This is a genomic window from Sulfurovum sp. (genome assembly GCF_049668085.1).
Lineage (GTDB): Bacteria > Campylobacterota > Campylobacteria > Campylobacterales > Sulfurovaceae > Sulfurovum.
Genome location: NZ_JBATIY010000012.1, coordinates 1 through 4,550 on the forward strand (window position 1 = coordinate 1; position 4,550 = coordinate 4,550).

The window sequence follows — 4,550 nt, forward strand, 5'->3', positions numbered from 1 at the left end:
AAGATCAGTTCGATCAAAAACAATAGTTTGAAACTGTTGATGTATATAAACTAAAGAAAACAGTATAAGGATTACTCATTGGTGTACGATAACATAGTATTGATAGGCTTTATGGGAAGTGGTAAAACCAGTGTCGGTAAATCTCTTGCAAGGCAACTCTATAAAGACTTTATGGATGTTGATAGTATTATTGAAGCAGAACAGAACAGTAGTATTACAGATCTTTTTGAAAAAAAGGGGGAAGCATATTTTCGCTCTCTTGAACAAAAATGTATTAATGAACTCACTCAAAAGACGGGTCAGATCATTGCTACAGGTGGTGGACTGCCTATATATAGTTCTATACCAGAGAAGTCTCTTATTATCAACATAGATGCTGACTTTGATGTGATACTGGATCGCTTGTCAGCGAAAGAACGCAACAAACGGCCTTTACTTCAAGATGAATCCAGGGCCAGAGCCTTGTTTGACCAGCGTATAGATACCTATAGGGAGCAGGCACACTTCAGTGTTGATGCCAATCAAAAGATACCAGTTTTCATACATCTTATATATGATTTTATTTTAGATCAGAGAGTGTTGTAACTTCCATCATGAAAATAAAATTAGGTACCTTTAATCTTTTTCAATTTGTAGAACCTCCTTACTCCTGGTATACAAAAAAAGACAAGTTTAATGAAAGACAATGGTCTGAAAAGACTACATGGATAAGAGATCAAATACTAAAAATGGATTGTGACATTATTGGATTTCAAGAAGTATTTTCGAGAAAGGCTTTAAGAGATCTTGTCAAAGACTTAGGTTTTACATATTTTAAAATAGTTGATGTAGCAAAACTAAGTACAAAGAACAGATATAAATATGTTACCACTACCGTTGCGATTGCTTCAAAATACCCCATATCAAACATACAAGCAGTAGAAATACATCAACCCAGCATTGAAAAACACCACTTTGGAAAGGACCATAAGGACCCTTTCAAATTTTCCAGAATACCTTTAAAGGCAACGATAACACTTCCTAACAAAACAGAACTTTTAGTGTATGTCTGTCATCTAAAATCAAATAGACTCAATGAGTTTGAATACGTATTTAATGAAAGCCATAGTTTAGAGTATAAAAAAGAATTAGTATCAAAAGCGCTAGAAGGTAAATATTCTAAATCTTTAAGACAAAGATTATGCGAAGCATCTTCACTTTTTTATGATATAAAAAAATACAAAAATAAACCCACTGTTCTGCTGTGTGATCTAAATGATAAAGAATTTTCAATCACTATTGATGCATTATCAAATACCAAATACCATGATGATAAAAGCAAAGAAGGTTTTGTCTTATATGATGCAAGTCATCAATACAATGAAGAGGTATATAATCCCCATCCAGAGGCAAAAGAAGCCAAAAGAAAAGCGACGAGTTATTTCTTAGGTAAGGGAAATGTATTGGATTACATTTTTATCTCAAATGATTTTAATAAAGAGAATGAAGATAAGATTGCCAAGGTGACCAACTATACTGTCTTAGATGATCATCTACAAGACAATAAAGATGGTTCCTTACTTCAAAGTGATCATGCACAAGTAGCTTGTGAATTAACTTTTATTTGATAGTAAAAGTAGAGGGTTCAATCTTCTTCACTATCCACTCTTTCTCCACTAAAAGTTTCTCACCTGCATAGATCTGTCCTAAAAATCTATCACCCTCTGCATAAGTATTAACCCCTTTAGGTGTACCGGACATAATCACATCACCATCTTCCAAATGCATAAAGTCCTGTATCTCGCTTAACATCACATTGGGCTTATACATCATCAGATCATAATTAGCAAACTGCACAAGTGTCTCGTTAATAAAAAGTTTCATATGCAGTGTTTCTATATCATCTCTCAATGGTACAAATTTACTCAAAACAGCAGAACCGTCAAATCCTTTGGCTCTCTCCCAGGGTAAACCTTTTTCTTTGAGCCTGTTTTGTATATCTGCATGGGTTAAGTCAAGTCCAAACCCCAGGGCTTCTATCTTACCTTTGACTATCAAAAAGCATATCTCACCTTCAAAACGACACGATTCTGAAAAGTAATACAAAGTATCTGTTATGGCAGAGTTCGGTTTATTGAACACCACCATATTTTCTGGTATCTCGTTACCCAATTCCTCTATATGCTCTACGTAATTACGGCCTATGCATACTACTTTTGAAGGACTCACTATCTCATTTTCATACTGTATGGTTTGCATTCTATTGTTCTCCTATGTCTTATCTTTTACTTCTTTTGATTGCTTATCTGTCGAATAAACGTATCTACTTCATCAGCTGTTTGTTCAGGTTCTTCAAGTATAGGTACATGTCCTACCTCTTTCAATATCACCAGTTTGCTTCCTTTAATGGTTTCATGAAAGAGACTTGCATCATCTACATGTGTCATCCTATCCTTTTCTCCCCATAAGATGAGTGTTGGCATAGATATGTTTTTTGCTACAGCACTTAAATTAACATCTGTATACATATCCTCATACATCACTTTTTCTAAATCGCGTCTTGCACATTTTTCTTCCAAAAGTGCACTTTTAATAATATCTGGAATATATGGAGGCTTATACATAGAATAGTTTAAAAGTGTTTCTATTCTTTCTTTCGTACAGACATCATAGAGTGGGTTTTTGTCAGACTTCTCTACCAGTTTAACACCATCACTTTTCGTTTGTACCATTCCCATAGAATCTATAAGTATAAGCGCATTGACCTTTTCTCTATGGTTGAGTGCATAATGTACAGCAATGGCTCCACCCATAGAATGACCAAATAGATAAAATGTCTTGATCTTTTTAGCTTCTAAAAATTGGTTTAACCTTTCTGCCTGATCTGTCATCGTGTAGCTTAACGTTTTCTTTGAAACACTGTCCCCATGTCCAGGCATATCTATCACAACAACATGATATTTGTCATTCCAAGCAGGAACAACCCAATTCCATGTGTCCTTATTCCCACCAAATCCATGGAGCAATACCAGTGTTATATCACTCTTTACATCATTCTCAGCATAAGCGATCTCACCAAAGTCCAAAGTAATGGACTTTGTTTGCAACCCTGCACTATATCGCTCATATGCCATCACCACATCATATAATTTGGTGGCACTAAATCCGGTAAAACTCAGTATCCCAACCAGTATGATGAAGATGACTTTTTGGATTGACATTTTGTATTCTATTTTCTATACAAAACACAACAATGATACGGTGCTATAGGCTTATTTATATCCTCTTTCTCTTCATGGACTTTCTCAAGACCCTCATTCTCAAAAAGTTTAAACTCATCGTCATAGAGTGGCCATGGCGGTCCTCCATAACTGTCTTCATCATTCTGAGTATTTGCATAGACTAACAACTCACCACCTTCAATGACAAGAGAAACGATGATAGACACAAGTGTTTTTCTGTCTTTAGGAGGTAAAGACTGAATTGTAAGTCCTTCATAGACAAAGTCATACTTCCCGATAGATGACTCAGGCATATCATAGATATCACCTACATGAAAATCAACCTTACTTTCAGGATGTCTTTTCTTTGCCAACGCAATAGCAGAAGGAGAAATATCTATAGCGTCTACTTCATAACCATGCTTTTCCAGGATCAGTGCATCATCGCCTAAACCACACCCGATGACCAAAGCTTTTTTACCTGAGACAACATCATGTTGACTTAAATGTTTTTCCAGATACACATTCGGAGCAAGTGTCGCCCATGGTATAGCAGCCAGGTCTTCATGGTCTGCATTTTCATATATCGATTCAAAAAAGTTTTTCTTTTCCATTATTACCTACTTTGTAAAATATTTCTAAAATGTTTTCTATTTTATGAACAACAACCCTCATCACTCTTTGTTGGTGTACATGAAGGGGTCTCAGAAAACTTGCCAAACGATGGAACACAACATCCGTCTTGGGTATCTTTTGTATCTATACCAAATACTTCTATATCATCCATAGAGTGATAATTCTCCCAAATTAAACCAGTGGGGTCTGTAACCCAATACTTGTTTGACTCTTTATAACAACAAACAGCACCCTCTTCTACTTTTCCTTTGATCCCTTTCGCCTCAAATTCATGTTGCGCTTCAAGTAATGCTTCATCACTCTCATACTGTACGCCTAAATGATTCAACCCTTTTTCATCCCCTCTTGTTGAGATGGCAAAATTAAGTGAAAGGTCATCCACCAGCCATTGTGCATAATCTTCTTTTACTTTTGTTGCCTCCGCACCAAACTGAACATTATAAAAAGCAATGCTCTCTTCTATATCATCCACTGAAATATGTATATGTAATCTTCTTTTTTCATCCATTTTGTATCCTTTATATCGTTGGAATGATTATATCGTAAACAAGTTGTTTTCTATTTCCAACAACTTCTGCTTCGCTTCCAATCCTCCGGCATAGCCAGTTAAAGAACCATCAGATCCGATGATACGATGACAAGGAATGAAGATAGAAATGGCATTGGCACCCACAGCAGAGGCCACAGCTCTCACTGCTGTTTTATGGTCTATAC

7 protein-coding genes are annotated in these 4,550 nt (G+C 35.9%); 2 read left to right on the plus strand and 5 right to left on the minus strand.

The features are described 5' to 3' along the window. Positions 1–81: 81 nt before the first annotated feature. Entirely contained in the window at positions 82–585 is a 504-nt protein-coding gene (locus WBM70_RS00860; protein ID WP_424556627.1) for a shikimate kinase, read from the plus strand. Positions 586–593: 8 nt separating this feature from the next. Then, positions 594–1,607: an endonuclease/exonuclease/phosphatase family protein gene (locus WBM70_RS00865; protein WP_424556628.1), complete on the plus strand. Its 1,014-nt coding sequence runs from the start codon at positions 594–596 to the stop codon at positions 1,605–1,607. On the opposite strand, the gene WBM70_RS00870 is transcribed toward WBM70_RS00865, so the two are convergent. From WBM70_RS00870 to WBM70_RS00890, 5 genes are read right to left on the minus strand one after another with little or no spacing between them, the layout of a single operon-like run. Continuing rightward, positions 1,600–2,238 (minus strand): fumarylacetoacetate hydrolase family protein, encoded by a 639-nt coding sequence (locus WBM70_RS00870; protein WP_424556629.1) that lies wholly within the window; start codon positions 2,236–2,238, stop codon positions 1,600–1,602. The two genes, WBM70_RS00865 and WBM70_RS00870, sit on opposite strands and share 8 nt — an antisense overlap. Positions 2,239–2,264: 26 nt before the next feature. Next, a complete protein-coding gene (locus tag WBM70_RS00875) occupies positions 2,265–3,200 on the minus strand; it encodes an alpha/beta fold hydrolase (RefSeq protein ID WP_424556630.1) in 936 nt (311 codons plus the stop codon). 8 nt (positions 3,201–3,208) lie between these two features. Next, on the minus strand, positions 3,209–3,814 hold the full coding sequence (locus tag WBM70_RS00880; RefSeq protein WP_424556631.1) for a class I SAM-dependent methyltransferase: 606 nt from the start codon (positions 3,812–3,814) through the stop codon (positions 3,209–3,211). A gap of 41 nt (positions 3,815–3,855) precedes the next feature. After that, entirely contained in the window at positions 3,856–4,344 is a 489-nt protein-coding gene (locus WBM70_RS00885) for an ArsI/CadI family heavy metal resistance metalloenzyme (RefSeq protein WP_424556632.1), read from the minus strand. Between the two features lie 27 nt (positions 4,345–4,371). Continuing rightward, the gene (locus WBM70_RS00890; RefSeq protein ID WP_424556633.1) at positions 4,372–4,548 is read right to left on the minus strand and encodes a methylated-DNA--[protein]-cysteine S-methyltransferase; all 177 of its coding nucleotides are present in this window, start codon (positions 4,546–4,548) and stop codon (positions 4,372–4,374) included. Positions 4,549–4,550 lie beyond the last annotated feature (2 nt).